Origin of the sequence: Parablautia muri (assembly GCF_009917485.1) — a bacterium.
In the GTDB taxonomy this organism is placed as follows: Bacteria; Bacillota; Clostridia; order Lachnospirales; family Lachnospiraceae; genus Suilimivivens; species Suilimivivens muri.
Map to the genome: position 1 here is coordinate 1 of NZ_QZDT01000145.1, position 1932 is coordinate 1932.

Here is a 1932-nt window from a genome sequence, read left to right on the forward strand (position 1 = left end):
TCTCCTTTGCTCTTTCATTTGATAGTATAGGTTGTTCAACTTTTTCTGTCCACACTTATATACTAACACCAATCTTTCGACTTTTTTTGTCCAAAGTATTGACATAGATCCAATCAGGACAACAGGGTCGCTGCATTCCTGCCTTGCCAGCTCCACCTGCTCCATCGCAAAGGCCACATACCCATCCGTGCATTCCTCCATCTCGTCACAGTGGTAATCCGACACCGGGCGCTTGGAGCGTCTTTTTAATGCCTTTTTCAGCTTATGCTCTGCGAGGGCGTGGGCGGCGGTGCCTTCCTCGGCATAGACGCTGCTGCCCGGTTCATCCTGAAACTGCTCCTCCAATCGTGCGGAAGGCGTGCAGGAGAGCCACCGCTTTGACGAAGATGCGGAAAGCAATGCGTGTTTCCCCATCACAGCACCTGCGCTTCCTGCATCAGCGCCGGGTAGTCCTCCGGCTTCACCGCCGAGAGCTTCGCCGCGCTGTACTTCTGCAAAAGTTCCTTTATTTCCTTCGACTTCCCTTCCTGCGTTTTCTGCGCCATCAATGCGCGGATGCCCTCCAGCGTGGCGGGCTGTTCCTGCGCCACATCCTGTTTCTGTACTTTTTCCGTGGCTGACGGCTGTGCTTTCACCGTTTTTTTCTTTCGTGCCGCCCTCCGCTTTGGCAAGGCCCCGCAGACCTTCCGCCACGATGGAGAACCCTTCCGCAATCTTCATTAATTCACTTCCCATTTACATTCCCTCCGTTTCCTTAAAAATGATTGTCTTTCCCTGCTCTGTGGCATAGGCGATCTCCGCCGCCATCCCTTCGGTGGCTTCCCCGAACACCCACACCTCGTCACACAGGGCGAGCAGCTCCACCCCCATAGCGATGCCGAGCCGCCTCTCTTCCTCGATGCCCTCATTCAAGAACTGCGGGAATAAGAGGTGCGGCGCGATGGGGAGGTGCCCTTCCTCACACGCCATGCGGCTGTAGGCCGCCGCTTTCCTTGCATTCCCTTCCATGTCGCTGCGGAAAGGGCTGCAGATAAAAACCTTCTTACGCATCAGCGCCTCCATCCTTTCTTCATTTTCCTGTCATGCGCCGCCTTTGCGGCTTCATAGGCTTCCACTTCCTTCTCGATCTGCATCAGCTTGGCGGCGAGGCTTTTCGCCACGATGCTGTTCGCCTGTAAGATACCGATGAGCTCCTGTGATTTTTCCATAGGCTCCGTTCCCTCCTTTCCTGCCGTTTTGGAAGGCTCCGAAATATCCCCTCCTACCTTTCGTAATGACACTTTTTCTGTTTTCGGTGGGCTAAAATGAAATTTTCTTGAAAACCGTTCGACATTTCCCGTAAAATTTGTCGCAGAAATACTCTTGCTGGCAGATATGGTCATCTGCTGTCAACCTCAAAACCATGCTCCGAGAAAAACTTCCGCAGCTTGGATAATATTCTCCGTTTATGGTCGGAGATCGTCCGGGGATTCTGCTTCTTCATATCCGCATAATCAGCAAGGGACATTTCCTCCCCGAACACCTTCATGGCAAGTTCCCTCTCTTCTGGCAGGAGGGAATCCATCGCATCCGCAAGCACACCGAGCAGCAGCTTTTTCTCCACCAGCTCGTCCACCCCCGGCAGCTCCATGTCCGGGATGCCCACTTCCTCCGAGGCATTATCCCGCCATGCCTCGTAGGATTCTTCTGTATAGCCGTTCTGCTCCATAGCCTCCCGGTTCCTCTGCTCATGCTTTTTCTGCTGCCACCACGGGCGGTAATATTTCAGATATTCTTCTTCCGTAACTTCCAGTGTGAATTCTTCGTCTCCAGATTTGACTGTGATCTTCCTAAAAAACATAAAGCGTTCCTTCCTTTACGCCTTCGTAAAGTTAGGAACGCTCTCATTCAGATGTGGGACTGGCTTTGAAAAAAAGGCAAAAAATGGCCCTG

4 protein-coding genes are annotated in these 1932 nt (G+C 52.5%); all 4 read right to left on the reverse strand.

The genetic code is table 11. The annotated features are described in order from the left end of the window. Positions 1 to 735, reverse strand: a 735-nt coding sequence (locus tag D5281_RS26365) for a DUF2800 domain-containing protein (RefSeq protein WP_277935626.1), incomplete at its 3' end; no start/stop codon positions are given. Then, on the reverse strand, positions 736 to 1050 hold the full coding sequence (locus D5281_RS24750; RefSeq protein ID WP_160562507.1) for a DUF7768 domain-containing protein: 315 nt from the start codon (positions 1048 to 1050) through the stop codon (positions 736 to 738). It lies immediately after the preceding gene. Continuing rightward, positions 1050 to 1280, reverse strand: a complete 231-nt coding sequence (locus D5281_RS24755) for a hypothetical protein (RefSeq protein WP_160562508.1) — start codon at positions 1278 to 1280, stop codon at positions 1050 to 1052. The genes D5281_RS24750 and D5281_RS24755 overlap by 1 nt, the downstream gene beginning before the upstream one ends. 98 nt (positions 1281 to 1378) lie before the next feature. Next, positions 1379 to 1840, reverse strand: coding sequence for a sigma-70 RNA polymerase sigma factor region 4 domain-containing protein (locus D5281_RS24760; protein WP_160562509.1), 462 nt, complete (start codon positions 1838 to 1840; stop codon positions 1379 to 1381). Between the last annotated feature and the right edge of the window lie 92 nt (positions 1841 to 1932).

Excerpts from the sequence above, each read along its gene's own strand:
- D5281_RS24750 (WP_160562507.1), bottom strand. The coding sequence starts at position 1,050 with ATGCGTAAGAAGGTTTTTATCTGCAGCCCTTTCCGCAGCGACATGGAA.
- D5281_RS24760 (WP_160562509.1), bottom strand. The coding sequence starts at position 1,840 with ATGTTTTTTAGGAAGATCACAGTCAAATCTGGAGACGAAGAATTCACA.